Consider the following 19,846-nt stretch of genomic DNA (forward strand, 5'->3'; position numbering starts at 1 on the left):
CGACGCTGCCGCGCGCCCGCATGCCGTCTTGCGCCCCCGGGCCACCGCCGCTGTTACTCCATCCGGGTCCCGGGCCGTGATGACGGCCTTCGCCCCTGCTCCGGCCGGCGCTTCGGCGACGGGCGGAGCGATGCCGCGTGATGCCCCCGTGACCAAGGCAGTCCTGCCATCGACGCGGTCTTGTGCGCGACCGGAACTCATCCGCGTACGGTCCCGTGATGCTCCGCGCAAGGAAAGATCGTTGACCGGAATTGAGTTGGTTTACAGGAGATTTACAGGCCCCATCGAGCAGGGCCCTGCTCATATGGGTACTCTTGGATGAACGGACGCCACCAAGGGATCCACGAAACCCCCTTGGCCGTCCTGGGACAAGCCTTCAACCGGGCTGCGGTCCCGCCCGAGAACGGCGCCACCGCGACCGAACTGCCCTTGTCCCAGTTACGCGACACAGAGGAGTGCGCGGTGACACCAGATGTGAAGAAGCACGAGAAGCGAGCGCCAGACAGCAGCGGCGATCGGACCGGCCGGGCCGACGAGCTCGGCAGCCTCGAAGTCTGGGCCCGGTCGGCCCCGATCCGGCTGGCGGGTTACGAAGACGACCTCGCCGAGCCGCACATCCTGCCCGGTATCGACTGAGCGGATCGCTTCGCCCCGTACCCCCTGCCGCAGTGGCAGGGGGTACGAACGGTCTACGAGCTGCCCTTGCCCACCAAGGTGAGTCCGCGCGGGATGGGCCGGTACGCGCTACGGCTGCTCCCGGTATGCGGGACACATCCGGTCGCGCCTCCGTCCCGGGACCGCAACTACCGGGGTTGCTCGAGGACTTGTCGGGGGATTCATCCGATGGCTCTGGGGAGCCGATTGCCCGGGGCCCGCACTGTCGCTCCCGCCGCCGTGGCCCGGCTCGCCCCCGGCGACCAGACCAGGGTCCGCATCGGCATCCGCCGCAGGCCCGGCACCCCACCGGGAGCCGGCGCACGACCGGCGGCAAGCCGGTCGTCGACGTGCCGCCGGCCGCCCGCGGCGCGGGCAAGCACGTCTGGGTGTTCAAAGTAGCCTGGTCGGCCTGAGGAACTCGCGCACATAGGTCCGGTGCCACCAGGCGCCGGTGTCCCGCAGTTCGCGCCAGGTCGTGTACCGGTAGCGGTACAGCCTGGCGCGGACATACGCGGGCGGGGCGTCCGGGAACGGATTGCGGGCAAGCAGCCGCAGCGTGTCCCGGTCGTTGTCGAGCAGCCGCTCCACGAACGGGCCGAACCAGGAGCCCGCGTAGGCGGGGGAGAGCGCGGCGAACCACATCATCCAGTCGAGCCGCAGATGGTACGGGGCGAACTGACGCGGCAGTCTGCGCACACCGCCGGGCTTGCCCTTGAAGCCGTACTCCCGCCAGACCGTGCCCTGGTGGAGCACCGTCTCGTCGGTGCCTTCGACGACGACCTCATGGCGCACCCGCCCGACCGTGCCGAACGCGCCGTAGGCGTTGACCAGGTGGAATGGGTCGTAGGACCGGTTCATCTGCTGCCGCCGGGAGAGCAGATTGCGCGCCGGACGATAGCTGAGGCCGAGGATCAGCGCGCTGACGGCGATCACCACGACCTCGTACCAGGCCGGGGGAGCGGGCAGCGCGGGCGGACGAGCGAAGACCGAGCCGTCCACGGCGGGGAGCGCGAGCGTGATCGTCACCCAGTTCAGCCAGGCGAAGTTGCCGGACAGCACGAGCCACAGCTGGGTCAGCACAATCATCCCGGCGGCCACGCTCGCGATCGGCTGCGGGGTGAACAGCAGGACGGGAACGACGAGTTGGGTCACATGGTTGGCTGCCACCTCGACCCGGTGGAAGGGCTTCGGGAGATGGTGGAAGAACCAGCTCAGCGGGCCCGGCATCGGCTGTGTCTCATGGTGGTAGTACAGGCAGGTGAGCTTGCGCCAGCACTCGTCGCCGCGGAGCTTGATCAGCCCCGCGCCGAACTCCACCCGGAACAGCACCCAGCGCAGCAGCCACAGCACAAGGACCGGCGGTGCCGTGCGCTCATTGCCGAGGAAGACGGCGAGAAAACCGGCTTCCAGGAGCAACGACTCCCAGCCGAAGCCGTACCAGGTCTGACCGACATTCACGATGGACAGATACAGCGCCCACAGCACCGCCCACCACGCCATCGCGGCCCCGAGCGGAATGTGGTCGGCGGCCCCCGCGACCAGTGCCGCGGAGAGCAGACAGCCCGCCCACGCGCAGAGCGCGAAGAGCCTGTCGGAGTAGCGCAGTTGGAACAGGCTCGGCGCACTGCGCATCGGCACCCGGCGTACGTACGCGGGCACCGGCAGCATGCCCCGCTCGCCGATCAGCGCCCGGAACTGCAGGGCGGCGGTGAGAAAGGCGACCAGATACACGGCGGCCAGAGCCCGCTGGAAGACCAGCCGGCTCAGCCAGTAGTCACTGTCGCTGAACCACTCCATTACCTTCAGTATCGGTCCGGGCAAGCCGCCGTACCGTGTGGCCGAGCCGCTTGGCGTACAGCTTTTGCGCGACGGGAACGAGAGGGCCCGCCAGCCGCGTGTACCAGCGGGCGGGGCGGCTGAAGGCCATGACGGTGAACCACACCGAGCCGTCGTCGCGGATGTCGACCACGAACGACTCCTCGCCGCACTCGGGATGCCCGGTCACCGTGCCGTATCCGAATCCGGTCCGGTCCCTCTCGTACGTCGCCCATACCACCTCGCAATGGGCGGTGAAGCGCAGCGGGCCGGTCCCGAGCGAGATCTCGACCCGGGCCCCGGGCTCGGCCCGCACCGCCGTGGCGCGTATCCCGACCCCCGAGCCGCGGTGCATCCGCCAGTCGGTGACCGCCGCGGCTGCCGCGTCGAAGACGGCGCGGCCCCGTCCGATCGGGTTGGTGTGGTGGAGGTGCTGATAGCCGTCGGGCAGCGGTCCGAGCCGGGTGGCCCCCACCTCTGGGTAGCTGAGTGTGCGGTTGGTCGAGCGGTCGGTCGTGCGGTCGGCGTTGTTCATGCGGCCGTCTCCTTGAGTCGTCGCCGGGCAAGCATGGAGCAGAGTGCGAATCCGAGGGCGTTGCCGAGGCCGTGGGTCGCGGCCATCCAGGTCAGCGTGGGGTGGGGAAGCCCGGTTGCCTCGCCGAGTGCCCAGCTCAGCGCGAGCAGCATCGTGGCGATCAGCACGGCGGCCGATACGGCCAGCAGGGCGCGGGTGAACCGGTCCCGTCCGCCGGTGCGGACATCGCGCCAGGTCAGCAGCGCGACGGCCCACATGCCCGCGGTCAGCACAAGCGCGCCGAGCAGTTCGGCCCAGTCGTCCATGAAGTAGCCGGCCAGGACGAGGAGGGTGCCGAGCGGAACGCTCAGCGCCGCGAAACGCCCGGCAGGAGCCGTCGACGTACGGCAGACAAGCCCCGCCACGAGCGCGGCGGTGAACCCGGCGAAGTGGAAGTGCGGCACGGTCAGCGCCAGCATCGCCAGGCTGAAGCCGAAGAGTTCGTGTCCCGAGCGCTCCGCGACCAGTGCCACACCGGCGACCGACGGGGTCACCAGCGCGGTGAGCACGGCGATTTCGGCCGGTGCGAGCGAGCGGGTGCGGTGCAGCCGGCGTGGGGCCTGCGCGGCGAGGGCCAGTGTGCCGAATGCGTACACCGTCGCGAGCACCGTCGCAGCGGTCGAGCGCGGCAGCCAGAGAGCGACCGAACCCGGGACGGCGAACACAAGCCAGATGCGCCGAATGGGCGCGAGCCGGACGGAGTCCATCAGACGCAGCCCTGCGGGCACGACCACCAGCATGCCGAGCATCACGATCAGGTTGACCAGTACGGACATCAGGTGCCCCACCCCAGGCTTGAACGTGTTCAATTCCTCGCGGTCGAGACTAGAGGGTTTCTTGAACGCGTTCAAGTCGCGGGCATCGCGCGAATCCGGCAGAACTTGAGGGACACATCTGGGTGCAGAGGCGGGAGATCTTCGTGCGTACACCCATTCGTCGTCGGTTCCTTGGCCGTCACGTTCGTCGTCGGTACGCCGCGATCGCCGCGCTGTCCGTCACGCTGTCCTTCTCGCTGCTGGTCTCCGGATGCGACGGCGACAGCGGCGGGGCAGCGGGATCGGAGAAGGTCTTCCTCCAGCCCGTGGCGGGCCAGGGGCCGGACCCGTACACGCCGTCGACCGTCACATCCACCGCCGCGCCCTCGCCCGAACCGCCCGCGCCGTCGAGCTCACCCAGTCCCCCCTCCAGGGGGCAGATGCTGCGCACCGTCTCGGGCGCGACGCCCGGCCTGTACGGCGGCACACAGTCCGTGGCCAGCTGCGACGTGGAGCAGCAGGTGCGATTCCTCGCCGCGGACCAGGCCAAGTCGCGGGCGTTCTCCCGGGCGGTGGGCATCCCGCAGCCGGAGATCCCGGACTTCCTGCGCGGGCTGACCCCCGTCGTCCTGCGCGCCGACACGCGCGCCACCAGCCACGGCTACAGCCGTGGCACGGCCACCAGCTACCAGTCCGTGCTGCAGGCCGGGACCTCGGTGCTCGTGGACCAGTACGGCGCTCCGCGCGTGCGGTGTGCCGGCGGAAACCCGCTGAAGCCGCCGGTCGCGGTCAAGGCTGCCGTGGTGCAGACGGGCCGGTCGTGGGCGGGTTACCAGCCCGAGCGGGTCGTCGTCATCAAGCCCACCGTCCAGATGGTCGACAGCCTGGTGATCGTCGACATCGTCAACAACACCTGGATCGAACGGAAGAGCGGGACCGATGGCGAACAGGACAAGCGGCCCGATGTGCTGCCGCCCGTGAACCCGGACGACATCTACACCTATCCGCCGCCCTCCGGGCTGATCGGGCCGGACGGCTCGACACAGCCGGGCGACTCGACCGGGCAGAGCGAGCCGGTCAGCCCGCCCGCTCCGTACACCCCGAGTGAGCCGGTCAACCCGCCCATTGGCCCGGACGCCCAGAGTGAACCGGTCGCGCCCATTGGCCCGGACCTCCCGAGCGAGGAGCTGTCCCCGCCAATCGGCCCGGACATGCCCTCCGACGGTGGCGTCGCACCGTCCCAGCCGGACCTGCTCGTGCCCAGCGAGGAGCCGGCCGAGCCGGTCGCCTTCCAGGGCTGAGCAGGCCCCTCGGACCGGTCGAAGAATCAGACAAATGATGGCAGAGTGGCCCCATGGTTGATCGGGCAGCGGGTGCCCTGTCGCTTCCCGACGACTGGCCGGCCGACCCGGATCTGAGGCTGACCCTCAACCGCATGGGCAGCTTCGACTGGGACCTGGTCAGCGGGCTGATGCACCTGGACCAGCCCGGTCTCGACGTGTTCGATGTGCGCCCGGGCGAATTCGACGGCCACCCGGAGAGCCTGGCCTTCCGGCTGCCGCCGGACGAGGCCGTCCGGCTGGACGCCCTGGTCTCGCAGGCGCTGAAGAACGGCAGCGACCACTACGGCGCGTATTTCCGCATCCGCACCCGCGACGGAAGCCTGCGCTGGACCCACACCCAAGGCTGCGTCCGCCGCGACGAGACCGGCCGCCCGCTGCGCATCATCGGCGTCGTCCGTGACGCAACCGGGGAGCTCTCCGACTCCACCGCCCGCATCGAGGCCGACGCCGTGCGTCGCGGGCAGACCAGCGTCGTCGAGAGCACCACCGCGGCTCTCGCCCACGCCAGGACCGTCCAGGACGTCATCGACGTGCTGAAGGACTCCCACGGCCTGGAGCACTTCGGCGCGACCAGCCTGGTCATGGGACTCCTGGAGGCGGGCCGGATCCATCTGGTGGCCGAAGGGCCCGAGGGCTCCTTCGTGCCCGGCACCCGCTACACCCGGGTCGACGAGCAGTACCCGATGAGCGAGGTGGTCCGCACCCTCACCCCCCGCTTCATCGAGTCGGAACGGGACTTCGCCGAGTCGTATCCGCGGCTGTGGCCGCACATCGCAGACCTCCACATCACTTCGGCCGCCTATCTGCCGCTGATCGCCCAGGGCCGCCCCATCGGAGCCCTCGGCCTGCTGTACGGCGACAGGACCGGCTTCAGCACCGACGAGCGCAATCTGCTGGTCGCGCTCGGCAGCAGCATCGCGCAGAGCCTCCAGCGCGCCGTGCTCTACGAGCAGGAGCACGACCTCGCCGAGGGGTTGCAGCAGGCGATGCTGCCGCGCCGGATCCCCGATGTGCCCGGCGCGCAGATCGCGGTGCGCTATCGCTCCGCGCGGATCGGCCGGGACATCGGCGGCGACTGGTACGACATCATCGCGCTGCCCGGCGGCCGGGTCGGCGCGGTCATCGGCGACGTACAGGGGCATGACACCGACGCCGCCGCGGTGATGGGGCAGCTGAGGATCGTGCTGCGGGCCTACGCGGCCGAAGGGCACACCCCGGCCACGGTGATGGCGCGCGCCTCCGTCTTCCTTCATGAACTGGACACCGAGCGGTTCGCGACCTGCACCTATGCGGAGGCGGACCTGACGACCGGGGTGGTCCAGGTGGTGCGGGCCGGGCACATCGACCCGCTGATCCGGGACACCGACGGCAGCTGCCGCCGGGTGCCTGTCGAGGGCGGGCTGCCCCTGGGGCTCTCGGCGGAGTTCGACCAGCTCGAATACCCCGTCAGCACCGTGGAGTTGGACCCCGGTCACACTCTCCTGCTGTACACCGACGGACTGGTCGAGCAGCCCGGCGCCGACCTCGACGACGGGATGCAGCTGCTGTCCGGGCTGGTGCGCAACGGCCCGCGCGATCTGCAGCTGCTCGCCGACCGTCTGTGCGAAGTGGTGGACGAGCGGGCCGGGGACGACGATGTGGCGCTGCTGCTGCTGCGTCGCAAGGGCGCGTACACGCCCCAGTCCGGCGGACGGCTGCAACAGCACGTCGCCCAGAGCGACCCGGAGGCGCTGCGCTCGGCCCGGCACATGGTCAAGGCCGCGGTACGGGCGTGGGGTGCGCGTGAGCGCTCGGACGAGATCGAGCTGGTGGCCGACGAGCTGGTCACCAACGCGCTGATGCACACCGACGGGGGCGCGATCGTGACCATCCGGGTCCTTGCGGGCTCCGAGCGGCGGCTCCGGGTGGAGGTGGAGGACCGTTCCAGTGCGCTGCCGCGCCGGCGCGAAGCGGGTGAGTCGGGGGTCTCGGGCCGCGGACTGCTGCTGGTGGACCGGCTGGCGGAGTCCTGGGGCGTGGATTCGAGAGGCAGCGGCAAGGCCGTGTGGTGCGAATTCATTGTCCCGGAGGGGTCGACCAACTGATTATTACCTGTTGTTAACTGTGCGTGAAGTGATCGTACTTGAACGTAACCGACCGGAGGCGATTGACTATGCATCCCTGGCCTTCTAGTTCAACCTTCTAGGACAAGAGGACCCTTTGAGCAGCGAGCTCCTCGCACCACTCGATCTGGCGTTCTGGCACCTCGAGTCGGCCGGTCATCCGATGCACCTCGGCGCCCTCGCCTTCTTCGCCCCGGCTCCCGGGGCGGGGAGCGGCGAGTCCGTCCTCGAACTGCTCGCCGCGCGCGCCGCCGCGATCCGCAGACTGCGGATGCGGGTCAGGGACGTCTGGCTGCCCGTCGGCGGAGCCGCCTGGTCCGTGGCCAAGGACTTCGACGTACGGCGCCATGTCCACCATGTCCGCCTCCCGGACGGTTCCTTCACCGCCGAGGCGGTCGCCATCGCGGGTGAGCTGATGGAGCGGCCGCTCGAACGGGGACTGCCACCCTGGGAGATGTATCTGCTGACCGGGGAGCCGGGCGGCCCGTTCGCGGTGCTGGTCAAGCTTCACCACGCGCTGGCGGACGGCATGCGCGCGGTCGCGATCGGGGCCGGAATCTTCGACCAGATCGCCGACGCCGGCAGAATCGGGGCGCGCAGGGCCAGGCCCGTGCCGCCGCGCTCCTGGCTACCCGGGCCGGGGCAGATGGCCGGCTTCGCCCGGGGCCGCATCGAGGAGCTGGGCCGGGCGCTCGACGTCGGGGCCTCGGTCGTACGTGCCAGCCGGCTCGACCCGCGCGGAGTGCCCGCTCTCTCGGCCGGGTCGAGCGGCACCAGGCGGCTCGGCACGGCGGTGCTCGACCTGGAGGATGTGCACCGCGTACGCAAGGCGGTGGGCGGCACCGCCAACGACGTGCTGCTCGGCACCGTCGCAGGCGGGTTGCGGCGGTGGCTGGAGGAGCGCGGGGAGCAGTTGCCCGGGGCCGACCCGCGCGCCCTGGTGCCCGTCTCCCGGCGCAGGCCCGGCAGCCCGTCCGGATCGGGCAACAAGTTCTCCGCTTATCTGGTCGGACTGCCCGTCGGTGACCCCGACCCGCGCTCCCGGCTCGATGCCGTACGCACCGCGATGGACCGCAACAAGACGGCAGGGCCGTCGCGCGGGGCCGGGGCGCTCGCGGTCCTCGCCGATCAACTGCCGCCGCTGGCGCACCGGTTCGGCGCGCCGCTGGCGGGCGGCGCGGCCCGGATGCTCTTCGACATCCTGGTGACGAGCGTGCCGCTGCCGCGTTCGGCGCTGTCGCTGGGCGGCTGCCCGCTGCGTGAGATCTACCCGATGGCGCCGCTGGCACGCGGGCAGTCGCTCGCGATCGCGATGTCGACATACGGCGGTCAGGTGCATGTGGGCCTGGTCGCCGACGGCAAGGCCGTGCCCGACCTCGACAAGCTCGCGCGGAGTGTGGGGGAGGAGCTCGACGAACTCCTGGTACTGAGCCAATAGATCGGATGCCTCCACCCCGGCGCGCGATCTCCCCGGAGGTAACGGGTGACGTCCGCTGCGCGAAGAAAGCGCGCCATGCGGGGCGACTGGCTCCCCGCATGACGGCGATCGAGTGGGGTCAAGGGTGTTGACGCCCCCAAGTGATCCGATGAATATTCGTCGTGATCGGCGAACGCCACGGCGAAGGGGCAGCAGCGGATGCGATGGAGCACGCTCGGACGCAGCGCGGTCGAGATCACCGAACTGTCCTTCGGGGCAGCGGGAATCGGCAATCTGTACACCGCCGTCGAGCCCGCCGCGGCCGCCGGCGCGGTCGAAGCCGCCTGGGACGCGGGCATCCGCACCTTCGACACCGCACCCCACTACGGACTCGGCCTCTCCGAACGCAGACTGGGCGAAGCCCTGCGCACCCGGCCCCGCGATGCGTACACCCTCTCCACCAAGGTCGGAAGGCTGCTCGAACCCTGCCCGGCCGGCGGTGACGACCTCGCAGACGGCTTCGCCGTGCCCGCCGACCACCGCCGGGTATGGGACTTCAGTGCGGACGGCGTACGCCGCAGCATCGAGGAGAGCCTGGTCCGGCTCGGCCTCGACCGGATCGACATCGTCTATCTGCACGATCCGGACGAGCACGAGGACGCCGCCTTCCGGCACGGCTATCCGGCCCTGGAACGCCTGCGCGCCGAAGGCGTCGTCGGCGCGATAGGCGCCGGTATGAACCAGGCCCCGATGCTCACCCGTTTCCTTCGCGACACCGACGTCGACGCCGTGCTGTGCGCCGGCCGCTACACCCTGCTCGACCAGAGCGCCCTCGACGAGCTGCTGCCCGAGGCCATCGCCCGCGGCAAGAGCGTCGTCGTCGGCGGGGTCTTCAACTCCGGACTGCTCGCCGACCCGCGTCCCGGCGCCCCATACGACTACACGGCCGCGCCCGACGACATCCTGCGGCGCGCACAGCGCCTCAAGTCGGTCGCCGTACGGCACGGCGTACCGCTGCGGGCCGCCGCCCTGCACTATCCCCTCGCCCATCCGGCCGTCGCGGGTGTCCTGGTCGGCACCCGCTCCGCCGACGAGGTACTGGACGTGGCGGACATGCTCGCCCTCGACGTCCCGCCCGCGCTCTGGGACGAACTGCGTGCCGAAGGACTGCTGCCGAAGGACAGGGAGGCCCGATGAGAGTCGCCCTGCACACCCAGGTCCGCGCCGACCGCATCGCCGAGTACGAGGCGGCGCACCGCGAGGTGCCCGAGGAGCTGACCGCCGCGATCCGCGCCGCGGGCGCCACCTCCTGGACCATCTGGCGCAGCGGCACCGACCTCTTCCACCTCCTCGACTGCACCGACTACACCCGGCTGCTCGCCGCCCTGGAAGAGCTTCCCGTCAATATCGCCTGGCAGGCGCGGATGGCCGAGCTGCTCGACGTCGTACACGACTACTCCGCCGACGGCGTCGAGGCCCCACTGCCCGTCGTCTGGGAGCTGTGAGCCGATGGCGATCATCGATGCCCACCACCATGTGTGGGACCTCTCCGTACGGGACCAGGAGTGGATCACCGGTCCCGAGATGGCCCCCATCGCCCGCACCTTCTCGCTCGACGACCTCGCCACCGAGGCGCGCGCGGCGGGCGTGGGCGCCACCGTCCTCGTGCAGACGGTCACCGTCGCCGACGAGACACCCGCATTCCTCTCACTCGCCGACGGCAGCGACCTCGTCGCGGGCGTCGTCGGCTGGACCGACCTCACCGCGCCCGATGTCGCCGACACCCTCGCGGCGCTGCGTGAACTCCCCGGCGGGGACCGGCTCGTCGGCATCCGCCACCAGGTCCAGCAGGAGCCCGACCCCGCCTGGCTGCTGCGCCCCGACGTACAGCGCGGCCTCGCGGCCGTTGCCGCCGCCGGACTCGTCTACGACCTTGTGGTGCAGCCGCACCAGCTGCCCGCGGCGGCCGAGGCGGCGGCCCGGCTGCCCGAGCTCACCTTCGTACTCGACCATCTCGGCAAGCCGCCCATCGCATCCAGGGAGCTGGAGCCCTGGGCGAGTGACGTACGCGCACTCGCGGACCTGCCGAACACCGTCTGCAAACTCTCCGGGATGGTCACCGAGGCGGCCTGGTCGACCTGGACCACACCCGATCTGAGCCCGTACGCCGACACGGTGCTCGACTCTTTCGGCCCCGGCCGGCTGATGTTCGGCTCCGACTGGCCCGTGTGCCGGCTCGCCGCGAGCTATGCCGAGGTCCTCGCGGCCGCCCGCGCGCTCACCCACCGGCTGAGCGACGAGGAACGCCGCGCCGTCTTCGAAACCACCGCTAGCCGCGTCTACGGACTCTGAAGCCGCGCCCACGGACCCCGAAACTGCGGGAGCCGGGAGCCTGCGGCACCCTGGATGCATGCCGGAGCTGCCCGAAGTCGAAGCACTGCGAGAGTTCCTCAACGGCCATCTGGTGGGACAGGAGATCGTCCGTGTCCTGCCGCTGGCGATCAGCGTCCTGAAGACGTACGACCCGCCGCTCACCGCCGTCGAGGGCGCCGAGGTCACCGCCGTGGACCGGCACGGGAAGTGGCTCGACATCAGCGCGGGCGGCCTCCATCTGGTCGCCCATCTCGCCCGGGCGGGCTGGCTCCAGTGGAAGGACGAGTTCCCGGCCGCGCCGCCGCGCCCCGGCAAGGGACCGCTCGCCCTGCGTACCGTCCTCGCGTCGGGCAGCGGCTTCGACCTCACCGAGGCGGGCACCACCAAGCGCCTCGCCGTCCATCTCGTACACGACCCCGCCGAGGTGCCCGGCATCGCCCGTCTCGGCCCGGATCCGCTCGCGGACTCCTTCGACCGCGACGCCTTCGCCGGACTGCTCGCGGGGGAACGGCGGCAGATCAAGGGCGCGTTGCGGGACCAGAGCCTGATCGCCGGGATCGGCAACGCGTACAGCGACGAGATCCTGCATGCCGCGAAGATGTCGCCGTTCAAGCCCGTCCAGAATCTCGACGAGGACGAGACCACCGCCCTGTACGAGGCCCTGCGCGCCACACTGAGCGAGGCCGTCGAGCGCTCGCGCGGGGTCGCCGCCGGGCGGCTCAAGGCCGAGAAGAAGAGCGGTCTGCGCGTTCACGGCCGCACGGGTCAGCCGTGCCCCGTCTGCGGCGACACCATCCGCCAGGTCTCCTTCAGCGACTCCTCGCTGCAGTACTGCCCCACCTGCCAGACCGGCGGCAAACCGCTCGCCGACCGCAGACTCTCGCGCCTGTTGAAGTAGCGCCGCTCCTGAAGTGCGCTCCCCTGAGATGTGCCCCCTTGAGGGAGGTACCCCTTGAGGGAGGTACCTTTTGAAGGGGCTACCCCTTGAGGGAGACCAGCGGCTGCCCGTCCTGGGTACGGACCTCCCAGCGGCCGATCTCGCCGATCGGCACGTCCGTTCCCCCCTCGATGTCCAGCGGCTCCTCATGACCTCCCGACCCCGGCATTCCGTAGCCGCCGGACGGCACCGACCAGGTGAGCACCGGGTGTTCGATGCCGTCCTTGCCCACGGCGACCAGCCGGCAGGTGCGCGGTCCGGGGAGGTGCGTGAGGCGCATCGCGACCGCCGTGCCCCAGGCCCTGTCCTGCAACGCCGCGGCCACGGTGATACCTGTTCTGGCGTCCGTCGCCACGACCTGCTGGCCCTCGGGGGCAGACCCCCCGCCCCCGCCGCCGCTGCGCAGCACCACCGCCGCGGGCAGGGCGATGATCAGCGCGGCGGCCGCCGCGACCAGCCGCAGCCGGCGCCTTCGGCTCCGCCGCCGGAACACCGCGACCTCGTCGGTCAGCCGGTCGAGCAGCCGCGGTCCCGGCCGGGCCTCGACCCGCTCGGGTCCCGCGAGTTCGGCCACGGCGGCGGCCACGGAGGTGAAGTCGGAGAGGCGTACCGTGCACATCACGCACTCGACCAGGTGTTCCTCGAACCGGAACGCGTCGGCGGGCTCCAGGACGCCCAGCGCATAGGCGGCCACGTCCTGATGCCGCTGCTGCATGCTCATGGCGTCCTCGATTCGTCTCTTCGCCCCGTACGGTGCTGCGTTGCGTGTGTTGTGGTCTGTTGCTCAGGAGTACGCATCAGGTGCGCGCTGTGCTCAACTCAGTACGCGGCGAACGCAACCGCGAGGGCGGCCCGGTCCGTGCGGCGGGGTGACAGGCAGAATGTGTGCGTGACAGGTGGAGAAACGGGTATCCGGATGACCGTGCCGCACCCCGACAGCGCCCATGTGGAACTACTGCTCGGCGCGTACGTCCTCGGTGCCCTCGGCCCGGCCGAGGACGCCCGGGTCTTGGGCCATCTGCAGCTCTGCGAGTCCTGCCGGACCGCCTACCTCGACATGGCCGACGCGCCCGCGCTGCTGGCGCTGTTCTCCGAGGATGATCTGCTCGACGGCCTCGGCGACGCCGCACCGTAGTCCGGTCCGGCGGGGCGGGCCTAAACTCCGCAGCATGCTGCGCGTACTGGCTGTCGACGACGAGAAACCGGCCCTCGAAGAGCTCCTGTACCTCCTGCGCTCCGACTCCCGCATCAGGAGCGCCGAAGGAGCCACGGACGCCACCGAGGCGCTGCGCCGCATCACCCGGGCGCTCGACGCGGGCCCGGACGGCGAGGACGCCATTGACGTCGTCTTCCTCGACATCCACATGGCCGGGCTCACCGGTCTCGACGTCGCCCGACTGCTCGCGGGATTCGCCCGGCCGCCGCTGATCGTGTTCGTCACCGCCCACGAGGGCTTCGCCGTCCAGGCCTTCGACCTCAAGGCCGTCGACTATGTGCTCAAGCCGGTGCGCAGGGAACGGCTGGCCGAAGCCGTACGCCGGGTCCGCGACCTGGTCGCCACGGCGCGCGAGGCACGGCAGCCCGAACCGGCCGGCCCCACCGGACCCGTCCCGTACGCCGCCGGGCCCGCCGTGTCACACCAGGCTCCGCCGGGGACCGTCGGCAGCGCCGAGCAGATCCCGGTCGAACTGGGCGGAGTCACCCGGTTCGTAGCGATCGACGACATCACCTATGTCGAGGCCCAGGGCGACTACGCCCGGCTGCACACTGACGACGGCAGCCATCTGGTGCGCATCCCGCTGTCCACCCTGGAGGATCGCTGGGCCTCGCGCGGCTTCGTACGCATACACCGCAGCCATCTCGTCGCCCTCGCCCGCATCGACGAACTGCGCCTGGACGCCGGTACGACCACCGTCAGGGTCGGCGCCGCGGAGCTCGCGGTCAGCCGCCGCCATGCGCGTCAGCTGCGCGAGCTGCTGATGTTCCCGCGCAGTCCCAAGGCCACGGGCGGTACCTCCACCGCGCGGGGCTGAGCCGCGGCCCGGACCCCGCTCGACCGTTCGACGGCGGTACGCAGCCGCTCGTCGCCCCGGCGCAGCCGTACGGCGACGGGCGACGTCCGCCGACCGAACCGGATCCGGATTCGGCGCGGGCCGCCCTTGACCGCGACCTAATCTTGGTGCGGGAGAAGGGGCCTGATGTCCGACATCGAAGCACTGCTGGCGGAGCTGCGAAGCCTGCCGGCGACCCGGGTGTCCAGCGCTCGTGACCTCGAGGCACTGCTCGCCACGGTGAAGAGCGCCGCAGGGCGCTGGGCGGATGTGCTGTACGAGATCCAGGAATCCGCACAGGGACTCGTCGGCCCGCGCGCCGAGGCCGCCCTCGAAGTCGCCTTCCGCAGGGCCGAGGAGTCGTATGTCGAGCTGGAGATCGCGCTGAGCGACTGCGCCCAGCCCAAGGGGTACTGAGGCGCACGGGGTACTGAGAGGTATCTACCGCAGGTAATCCCTCCTGCGTAGACTCCACAGCTCCCGAGAGTTCGCCGACAGACGCTGGAGCGGACGACGATGTCTGCAGAGCAACACCCCCGCCGTGAGGTGGTCACCGGCGTGCCGCGCGGCGCGAGACGTGCGCCGGGGCACGCGCCCGCCCGCTCCGAGATCAGCGAGCAGACGACACTCGGTGCCACCTATGTGCGCTCCCTCATGCGCAGCCAGCTGCGGGCCGCGCTGTACGCACTGGGGGCGCTCGCCCTGCTGGTCGGTTCGCTGCCGCTGCTCTTCGCGCTCCCCGCCGCCTTCAACAGCTCTCTCTCCTCGCCGGAGCCCTTCGTCTGGGCGGCCCTCGGCGTGGCGGTCTACCCGGTGATGTGGCTTACCGCCCGCTGGTACGTACGCCGGGCCGAGCGCAACGAACAGGACTTCACCAGGCTCGTCGAAGGACGCTGACCCGTGCTCCCGGGGAAGGCCCAGTGAACCAGACCTACGCGGTGACCGCCGTCACCGTCGTGGTGCTCGCCACCGTGCTCATCGGCGCCCTCGGCCTGCGCATATCCCGCACCACCTCCGACTTCTACGTCGCATCGCGCACCGTCAAGCCCGGCCTCAACGCCGCCGCCATCAGCGGCGAGTACCTCTCCGCCGCCTCCTTCCTCGGCATAGCCGGCCTGGTGCTGCTCCAGGGCCCGGACATGCTCTGGTACCCGGTCGGCTACACGGCCGGCTATCTGGTTCTGCTGGTGCTCGTCGCCGCTCCGCTGCGCCGCTCGGGGGCGTACACCCTGTCCGACTTCGCCGAGGCCCGGCTGGAGTCCGCCGCCGTGCGCAGGCTCGCCAGCCTCTTCGTCGTCGGTATCGGCTGGCTCTATCTGCTGCCGCAACTGCAGGGCGCGGGCCTGACCCTGGAGATCCTCACCGGCGCGCCCGACTGGGTGGGCGGCCTCGTCGTGGCCTTTGTCGTCACGGGGGCCGTCGCGGCGGGCGGGATGCGGAGCATCACCTTTGTGCAGGCCTTCCAGTACTGGCTCAAGCTCACCGCGCTGCTGGTGCCCGCGCTCTTCCTCGTCGCGGCCTGGGTCGGCGACGGCACGCCCCGCGCCCGCTTCGACGCGCCGACCGTGCTGCGTGAACACACCGTCGTACGCATCAGCGACACCGTCCGGGTCGACCTCGACGAGCCGCTGACGCTGACCGTCACCGGCGACATCGACCACACCGCGTACGAGAACCGCACAACCACCCTCGACAAGGGCACCCATCGCATCGGGTCGGACACGACCCTCGGCCTGCCGCCGGGTGCCCAGGTGCCCGAGCGGGCCTCGTCGGAGGCCGATCCGGCCAGTTGGTCCCAGCCGCTGTCCGGCGGCCGGGACGGCTACCACCTGTATGCGACGTACGGACTGATCCTCGCCACCTTCCTCGGCACGATGGGGCTTCCGCATGTCGCCGTCCGCTTCTACACCAGCCCCAACGGGCGTGCCGCCCGGCGCACCACCCTCGTCGTCCTGGGCCTGATCGGCACCTTCTATCTGCTGCCGCCCGTCTATGGCGCGCTCGGGCGGATCTACGCACCCGAACTCTCCCTCACCGGCGCCGCGGATGCGGCCGTGCTGGTGCTGCCCGAGCGGATCGTCGGCGGAATAGCGGGGGATCTGCTCGGGGCGCTGCTGGCGGGCGGCGCCTTCGCCGCGTTCCTGTCCACCGCGTCCGGACTGACCATGTCCGTCGCCGGCGTCATCACCCAGGATGTGCTGCCCTCGCGCGGCGTACGGTACTTCCGCCTCGCGACCCTCCTCGCCATGGCGGTGCCGCTCGCCCTGAGCGTCGTGGCCACCAACGTGCCGGTCGCCGACGCGGTGGGGCTGGCGTTCGCCGTCTCGGCGTCCTCGTTCTGCCCGCTGCTCGTGCTCGGCATCTGGTGGCGACGGCTCACCCCGCCCGGCGCCGCTGCAGGGCTCGTCATCGGCGGCGGGGCAGCCCTCACCGCCGTGATGGCCACCCGTGCGGGGCTTCCGCCCCAGGGCTGGGTGCACACACTGATGGCCTGGCCCGCCGTATGGTCGGTGCCCCTCGGCTTTCTGACCATGGTGCTGGTCTCGCTGGCCACCCCGCGCCACATACCCGCCGGCGCCGCCGCGATCCTCGCGCGACTGCATCTGCCGGAAGAACTCGCCGGCCGGCCCCAGCCCGAAGGAGCGGAACGATGACCGGGACGGGAATGGCGGCACTGGCCGCGGCCGGGGCCCTCTTGCTCGCGGCCGGTATCGCGCTCGGCAGGCTGACGGCGCGGCGCGGAGCCGGCGGCGACCTCGACCTGGGCACCCCCGTCGAACGGGCCACCTTCCACACCCTGCACACCGCATCCCTCGCCGCGCCCCCGCTGCGAGCCGGCCTCACCGAGGACACCGCGCGCAAGGCCGCCCGGCGGCTGCGCTCCCTGCTCGGCACCGAGGCGCTCTGCCTCACCGACCGCGAGTCGGTGCTCGCCTGGGACGGGCGCGGCGCCGACCACCACGAGCAGCGTGTGATGGTGCGCGTCGCCGACGTGCTGGACTCCGGACGCAGCAAGAGCCTGCACACCGGGTGCGAGGACCTGGAGTGCCCGCTGCGCTGGGCCGTGATCGCCCCGCTCACCGGCGAGGAGGGGGTGCTCGGCGCGCTCGTCGCCTACGGCTCGCGCGAGTCGGCCGTCCTGGTGCGCGCCGCGACCGAGGTGGCCCGCTGGGTCTCCGTACAGCTGGAACTGGCCGAGCTCGACCGCTCCCGCACCCGGCTGATCGAGGCGGAGATCCGTGCCCTGCGCGCCCAGATATCGCCGCACTTCATCTTCAACTCGCTCGCCGCGATCGCGTCCTTCGTCCGTACCGATCCCGAGCGGGCCCGCGAACTGCTGCTGGAATTCGCCGACTTCACCCGCTACTCCTTCCGCAGGCACGGCGACTTCACCAACCTCGCCGACGAACTGCGCTCCATCGAGCAGTACCTGGCACTCGCCGGGGCCCGCTTCGGTGATCGGCTGAAGGTGACCTTGCAGGTCGCTCCGGAGGTGCTGCCGGTGACGCTGCCCTTCCTTTGTCTGCAGCCGCTCGTCGAGAACGCCGTCAAACACGGTCTTGAGGACTCCAGGAACGAGTGCCGCGTCACTATCGCGGCGCAGGACGCCGGGGCCGAGGCGATGGTCACCATCGAGGACGACGGTGTGGGCATGGACCCGGCCGTGCTGCGGGGGATCCTCGCGGGGGAGCGCACCGGTTCCGCGGGCATCGGTCTGTCCAATGTCGACGAGCGGCTGCGCCAGGTGTACGGGGACGATCACGGGCTCGTCATCGAGACGGGCGTCGGCGCCGGCATGAAGATCACGATCCGTATCCCCAAATACCGGTCGGGTGTGCACTCCTCGGCCGGACACCGGTCCGCGGACTGAGATTTTTCGGGGCCTTTGAGTCGTCTCGCCCTCCAGTTCGTATCAGTGGGCGATTCGCACCAACAAGGGTCGCATCCTCGACGGGGAGTACGAGAGATGAGCACCCTGCAGCCGCCAGAGGCAGCCAACCGTGACGATCTGCGCAGTGTGCTCGGCGCGCTCGATCCGGGCGACCGCGCGGTGGTCCGTCAGCTTCATCTTCTGCGCAGCACCCCCGGCGAGGCGGCGGCCGCGCTCGGCATTCCGGTGGCCGAGGTGCACCGCCGGGCGACGCGCGCCGTCCGGTTGCTCAGCCGCGGGGCCAGACAGTTCGATGCGGCCTAGGGTTTGCGGCGGTCGTCCTTCAGAAGAGGTGGATGGCCAGATGGCTCAGCGGGAGACCGAGCTGCCAGGCCGGTGTCCATATCTGCTCGCACTCGTCGACGGGCACATCCATCGGGCCCGCCGGATGCCAGGGCTCGCTCTCGCCGAGGTCGGCGGCGAGCAGTTCGGTCTGCCGCAGCCATCTCCACGCGTCGAGCGCCAGGGCCAGGTCGGGATCGGCCCCTTCGCCCAGAGCGCGCTCCCGCTCCCGCCGGGCGGCGAGCCGCTCCTCGGCCCACTCCGGCCAGGGATGGCCGTAGGAGGTGAGGGAGAGCCACTCGTCGATCCGGGAGACCGCGCGGATGCCCGCGAGTTCGTCCGCGCCGTCGCACAGATAGATGGTGAGCGCCAGGGTCTGCCGGCCGGCGCGGTACTCGAGCGAACCCTGCTCCACGAGAGCGCCCGTGCGGAGCATCTCGTCGGCGATGTACTCGGCGCAGAGCCACGCCATGGGGACTGCCAGCCTGCCACCGCTGGTGCCGTTCGAACTCTCGCGCTGCACGTTTCCCACCTTCCTCCCGGACGACTTCGTGTGCCGACTTGGACGACGACTCGAGCACGAGCCTCCACCGAGAGACACGGCTCGCGGCTCGTATTTACTCAACTTGAGCGTGAGGTTTCGCATACTGTCGCCCCTTGGCCGTGGCCGGAGGGGGACAAGGACACCGCAGGGACATCCGGGGCGCGGGGGACTCGCCCGAGGCCGCCTGTGGACGCGCGATCCGGGGCCCGTCGATAATGCGGAACGGTGCGCGTCCACGACGGCTGGGCAGAGGGAATCCGCCCCCGTGGCGCGTCGGCGGGGACGGGGTGGTGGCCGCCGTGCTGGTCGGTCGGGAAGAACATGTCGGCACACTGCGTGGACTGCTCGACGCGGCAGTGGCAGGGCGCGGCGGCTCGGCGCTGGTCGAGGGCGAGCCGGGCGCCGGCAAAAGCCGGCTGCTGACGGAACGTGGGCCGACGACGCCAGTGTCGGCGCGGCCCCGGGGCCCCGGCTGCGCGGACGGGCCGGGCTGTGCCCGGCGGGATACCGAGCGCCTCGGAGGCCTCGGCCACCGACAGCCCCCGGAAGTAGATCTGCACCAGCACCTCGCGGTGCTCACGGCTCAGCGTCCTGACGGCATGGCGCACATCGAGCGCGGTGGAGGACGTCTCGGAGTGGTCGTCGGCGAGGGGGGTGTGGCCCAGGCTGTCCGCGGCCACCTCGGTGGGGCGGGCCTGCCGGGCCCGGCGCGCGTCGATCGCGAGTCTGCGGCCCACGGTGAACAGCCATGGGCGCATGGAGTCATGGTCGGTCTCCAACGCCTCGGGATGTCGCCACGCGCGCACCAGGGTCTCCTGCACCAGATCCTCGGCCCGCTGGCGGTCCCCGTAGGTGAGTCCGAGGAGAAAGCGGAACAGGGCTTTGCCGTGCTCACGCTGCAGCTCGGCGAGCGCGCGCTCGCCGGTACAGGGCACGCCCGCGGAGTTATCCGCCAGCTGGCGGATACGGGGCTGTTCGGCGCCGAGCGGCCGCATGGGACGACGAGGGCGGCGACGAACGGTCGAACGGACGCGACGAGCGGTACGGGGGACTGTGGCCACGGCC

20 protein-coding genes and 2 pseudogenes are annotated in these 19,846 nt (G+C 71.0%); 16 read left to right on the plus strand and 6 right to left on the minus strand.

Annotated features, from left to right (window positions below):
• The first annotated feature begins 462 nt into the window (after positions 1 to 462).
• Positions 463 to 636, plus strand: coding sequence for a hypothetical protein (locus tag ACQEVG_RS33810; protein WP_432990971.1), 174 nt, complete (start codon positions 463 to 465; stop codon positions 634 to 636).
• Positions 637 to 1,047: 411 nt separating this feature from the next.
• Here the strand turns inward: ACQEVG_RS33810 and ACQEVG_RS33815 are convergent, their stop codons facing one another.
• Genes ACQEVG_RS33815 through ACQEVG_RS33825 form a run of 3 tightly spaced genes read right to left on the minus strand, consistent with a single transcriptional unit; the run spans position 1,048 to position 3,822 of the window.
• Entirely contained in the window at positions 1,048 to 2,454 is a 1,407-nt protein-coding gene (locus ACQEVG_RS33815; RefSeq protein WP_432990973.1) for a lipase maturation factor family protein, read from the minus strand.
• A complete protein-coding gene (locus tag ACQEVG_RS33820) occupies positions 2,432 to 3,007 on the minus strand; it encodes a DUF1990 family protein (protein WP_432990975.1) in 576 nt (191 codons plus the stop codon). The genes ACQEVG_RS33815 and ACQEVG_RS33820 overlap by 23 nt, the downstream gene beginning before the upstream one ends.
• Entirely contained in the window at positions 3,004 to 3,822 is an 819-nt protein-coding gene (locus tag ACQEVG_RS33825) for a YndJ family protein (protein WP_432990978.1), read from the minus strand. Before ACQEVG_RS33825 ends, ACQEVG_RS33820 begins: the two co-directional genes overlap by 4 nt.
• Before the next feature lie 143 nt (positions 3,823 to 3,965).
• Between ACQEVG_RS33825 and ACQEVG_RS33830 the strand changes: the two genes are divergently transcribed.
• From ACQEVG_RS33830 to ACQEVG_RS33860, 7 genes are all read left to right on the plus strand, one after another.
• On the plus strand, positions 3,966 to 5,102 hold the full coding sequence (locus ACQEVG_RS33830; protein ID WP_432990980.1) for a DUF6777 domain-containing protein: 1,137 nt from the start codon (positions 3,966 to 3,968) through the stop codon (positions 5,100 to 5,102).
• Positions 5,103 to 5,155: 53 nt separating this feature from the next.
• On the plus strand, positions 5,156 to 7,228 hold the full coding sequence (locus ACQEVG_RS33835; RefSeq protein ID WP_432990982.1) for a SpoIIE family protein phosphatase: 2,073 nt from the start codon (positions 5,156 to 5,158) through the stop codon (positions 7,226 to 7,228).
• Between the two features lie 115 nt (positions 7,229 to 7,343).
• Entirely contained in the window at positions 7,344 to 8,684 is a 1,341-nt protein-coding gene (locus ACQEVG_RS33840; RefSeq protein WP_432990984.1) for a wax ester/triacylglycerol synthase family O-acyltransferase, read from the plus strand.
• A gap of 198 nt (positions 8,685 to 8,882) precedes the next feature.
• Positions 8,883 to 9,860, plus strand: a complete 978-nt coding sequence (locus ACQEVG_RS33845; RefSeq protein WP_432990989.1) for an aldo/keto reductase — start codon at positions 8,883 to 8,885, stop codon at positions 9,858 to 9,860.
• Complete coding sequence (locus ACQEVG_RS33850) at positions 9,857 to 10,168, plus strand: L-rhamnose mutarotase (RefSeq protein ID WP_432990991.1); 312 nt, start codon at positions 9,857 to 9,859, stop codon at positions 10,166 to 10,168. The genes ACQEVG_RS33845 and ACQEVG_RS33850 overlap by 4 nt, the downstream gene beginning before the upstream one ends.
• Positions 10,169 to 10,172: 4 nt before the next feature.
• Positions 10,173 to 11,015 carry an amidohydrolase family protein gene (locus ACQEVG_RS33855; RefSeq protein ID WP_432990993.1) on the plus strand — a complete coding sequence of 281 codons (843 nt, stop codon included), beginning with the start codon at positions 10,173 to 10,175 and terminating at the stop codon, positions 11,013 to 11,015.
• Between the two features lie 58 nt (positions 11,016 to 11,073).
• On the plus strand, positions 11,074 to 11,934 hold the full coding sequence (locus tag ACQEVG_RS33860; RefSeq protein ID WP_432990996.1) for an Fpg/Nei family DNA glycosylase: 861 nt from the start codon (positions 11,074 to 11,076) through the stop codon (positions 11,932 to 11,934).
• A gap of 79 nt (positions 11,935 to 12,013) precedes the next feature.
• Here the strand turns inward: ACQEVG_RS33860 and ACQEVG_RS33865 are convergent, their stop codons facing one another.
• The gene (locus ACQEVG_RS33865) at positions 12,014 to 12,694 is read right to left on the minus strand and encodes a hypothetical protein (protein ID WP_432990998.1); all 681 of its coding nucleotides are present in this window, start codon (positions 12,692 to 12,694) and stop codon (positions 12,014 to 12,016) included.
• A 168-nt stretch (positions 12,695 to 12,862) separates the two neighbouring features.
• On the opposite strand from ACQEVG_RS33865, the gene ACQEVG_RS33870 reads away from it, so the two are divergent.
• The 7 genes from ACQEVG_RS33870 (at position 12,863) to ACQEVG_RS33900 (ending at position 18,219) form a co-directional block, all read left to right on the plus strand.
• Complete coding sequence (locus ACQEVG_RS33870) at positions 12,863 to 13,108, plus strand: zf-HC2 domain-containing protein (RefSeq protein ID WP_432991001.1); 246 nt, start codon at positions 12,863 to 12,865, stop codon at positions 13,106 to 13,108.
• A gap of 34 nt (positions 13,109 to 13,142) precedes the next feature.
• Complete coding sequence (locus ACQEVG_RS33875; protein ID WP_432991003.1) at positions 13,143 to 14,006, plus strand: LytR/AlgR family response regulator transcription factor; 864 nt, start codon at positions 13,143 to 13,145, stop codon at positions 14,004 to 14,006.
• 165 nt (positions 14,007 to 14,171) lie between these two features.
• Entirely contained in the window at positions 14,172 to 14,441 is a 270-nt protein-coding gene (locus tag ACQEVG_RS33880; protein WP_432991005.1) for a hypothetical protein, read from the plus strand.
• 99 nt (positions 14,442 to 14,540) lie between these two features.
• Positions 14,541 to 14,921 (plus strand): hypothetical protein, encoded by a 381-nt coding sequence (locus ACQEVG_RS33885; protein WP_404727142.1) that lies wholly within the window; start codon positions 14,541 to 14,543, stop codon positions 14,919 to 14,921.
• Between the two features lie 23 nt (positions 14,922 to 14,944).
• The gene (locus tag ACQEVG_RS33890; RefSeq protein ID WP_432991008.1) at positions 14,945 to 16,678 is read left to right on the plus strand and encodes a cation acetate symporter; all 1,734 of its coding nucleotides are present in this window, start codon (positions 14,945 to 14,947) and stop codon (positions 16,676 to 16,678) included.
• Positions 16,675 to 17,895, plus strand: coding sequence for a sensor histidine kinase (locus ACQEVG_RS33895; protein WP_432991010.1), 1,221 nt, complete (start codon positions 16,675 to 16,677; stop codon positions 17,893 to 17,895). Before ACQEVG_RS33890 ends, ACQEVG_RS33895 begins: the two co-directional genes overlap by 4 nt.
• 96 nt (positions 17,896 to 17,991) lie before the next feature.
• Positions 17,992 to 18,219, plus strand: a complete 228-nt coding sequence (locus ACQEVG_RS33900) for a sigma factor-like helix-turn-helix DNA-binding protein (protein ID WP_432991012.1) — start codon at positions 17,992 to 17,994, stop codon at positions 18,217 to 18,219.
• A gap of 19 nt (positions 18,220 to 18,238) precedes the next feature.
• Here the strand turns inward: ACQEVG_RS33900 and ACQEVG_RS33905 are convergent, their stop codons facing one another.
• On the minus strand, positions 18,239 to 18,760 hold the full coding sequence (locus ACQEVG_RS33905; RefSeq protein ID WP_432991014.1) for a hypothetical protein: 522 nt from the start codon (positions 18,758 to 18,760) through the stop codon (positions 18,239 to 18,241).
• A gap of 236 nt (positions 18,761 to 18,996) precedes the next feature.
• Between ACQEVG_RS33905 and ACQEVG_RS33910 the strand changes: the two are divergent.
• A pseudogene (locus ACQEVG_RS33910) lies at positions 18,997 to 19,149 on the plus strand (hypothetical protein); the annotation flags it as partial.
• 117 nt (positions 19,150 to 19,266) lie between these two features.
• Here the strand turns inward: ACQEVG_RS33910 and ACQEVG_RS33915 are convergent.
• A pseudogene (locus ACQEVG_RS33915) lies at positions 19,267 to 19,776 on the minus strand (sigma-70 family RNA polymerase sigma factor); the annotation flags it as partial.
• Positions 19,777 to 19,846 lie beyond the last annotated feature (70 nt).

This window comes from Streptomyces sp. CA-135486 (assembly GCF_050936555.1).
Taxonomy (GTDB): domain Bacteria; phylum Actinomycetota; class Actinomycetes; order Streptomycetales; family Streptomycetaceae; genus Streptomyces.

Coding starts and splice junctions, on each gene's coding strand:
- ACQEVG_RS33815 (WP_432990973.1), bottom strand. CDS start 2,454: ATGGAGTGGTTCAGCGACAGTGACTACTGGCTGAGCCGGCTGGTCTTC.
- ACQEVG_RS33820 (WP_432990975.1), bottom strand. CDS start 3,007: ATGAACAACGCCGACCGCACGACCGACCGCTCGACCAACCGCACACTC.
- ACQEVG_RS33825 (WP_432990978.1), bottom strand. CDS start 3,822: ATGTCCGTACTGGTCAACCTGATCGTGATGCTCGGCATGCTGGTGGTC.
- ACQEVG_RS33835 (WP_432990982.1), top strand. CDS start 5,156: ATGGTTGATCGGGCAGCGGGTGCCCTGTCGCTTCCCGACGACTGGCCG.
- ACQEVG_RS33845 (WP_432990989.1), top strand. CDS start 8,883: ATGCGATGGAGCACGCTCGGACGCAGCGCGGTCGAGATCACCGAACTG.
- ACQEVG_RS33850 (WP_432990991.1), top strand. CDS start 9,857: ATGAGAGTCGCCCTGCACACCCAGGTCCGCGCCGACCGCATCGCCGAG.
- ACQEVG_RS33855 (WP_432990993.1), top strand. CDS start 10,173: ATGGCGATCATCGATGCCCACCACCATGTGTGGGACCTCTCCGTACGG.
- ACQEVG_RS33860 (WP_432990996.1), top strand. CDS start 11,074: ATGCCGGAGCTGCCCGAAGTCGAAGCACTGCGAGAGTTCCTCAACGGC.
- ACQEVG_RS33865 (WP_432990998.1), bottom strand. CDS start 12,694: ATGAGCATGCAGCAGCGGCATCAGGACGTGGCCGCCTATGCGCTGGGC.
- ACQEVG_RS33875 (WP_432991003.1), top strand. CDS start 13,143: ATGCTGCGCGTACTGGCTGTCGACGACGAGAAACCGGCCCTCGAAGAG.
- ACQEVG_RS33880 (WP_432991005.1), top strand. CDS start 14,172: ATGTCCGACATCGAAGCACTGCTGGCGGAGCTGCGAAGCCTGCCGGCG.
- ACQEVG_RS33885 (WP_404727142.1), top strand. CDS start 14,541: ATGTCTGCAGAGCAACACCCCCGCCGTGAGGTGGTCACCGGCGTGCCG.
- ACQEVG_RS33895 (WP_432991010.1), top strand. CDS start 16,675: ATGACCGGGACGGGAATGGCGGCACTGGCCGCGGCCGGGGCCCTCTTG.
- ACQEVG_RS33900 (WP_432991012.1), top strand. CDS start 17,992: ATGAGCACCCTGCAGCCGCCAGAGGCAGCCAACCGTGACGATCTGCGC.